Annotated in this window: 1 protein-coding gene; it reads right to left on the bottom strand. The window is 77.4% G+C overall.

Annotated features, from left to right (window positions below):
* Positions 1-496, bottom strand: a 496-nt coding sequence (locus tag DZG00_RS16415) for an alcohol dehydrogenase catalytic domain-containing protein (RefSeq protein WP_233550188.1), incomplete at both ends; no start/stop codon positions are given.

Genomic DNA, 496 nt, shown 5'->3' on the forward strand with positions numbered 1-496 from the left:
GACCGCTCCGGCGCCGCCCGCGACGAGCACGTGCTTCCCGGCGAGGGCGCCGGGCGCGAGGCGCGACGGGCCGTCCTCGGAGACGGTGAGGGCCCGGTGCGCGGTGACGGCGGGGACGCCGAGGCTCGCGCCGAGGTCGAAGGTGAGGCCGTCGGGCAGGGGCGCGACGCGGTCGACGGGGAGCACGGTCTTCTCCTGCGCGGTGCCGGTGGGGCGGCCGTGGGCGGCCAGCATGATCCAGACGCGGTCCCCGACGGCGAGGTCGGTCACGTCGGGGCCGACGGCGTCGATGACGCCGGAGCCGTCCTGGTCGGGGACGACCTCGGGGAACGGCAGCTCCTGGCCGGGCGATCCGCCGTCGCGGGACTTCCAGTCGGTGGGGTTCACGCCGGAGACGACGACGCGGACGCGCACCTCGCCGGGACCGGGGGCGGCCTCGTCGCGGTCGACGGGCTGCAGGACGTCGGGGGCACCCGTGCGGGTGTAGGCGATTGCT

It is taken from the genome of Clavibacter lycopersici, assembly GCF_003576405.1.
Taxonomy (GTDB): Bacteria; Actinomycetota; Actinomycetes; order Actinomycetales; family Microbacteriaceae; genus Clavibacter; species Clavibacter lycopersici.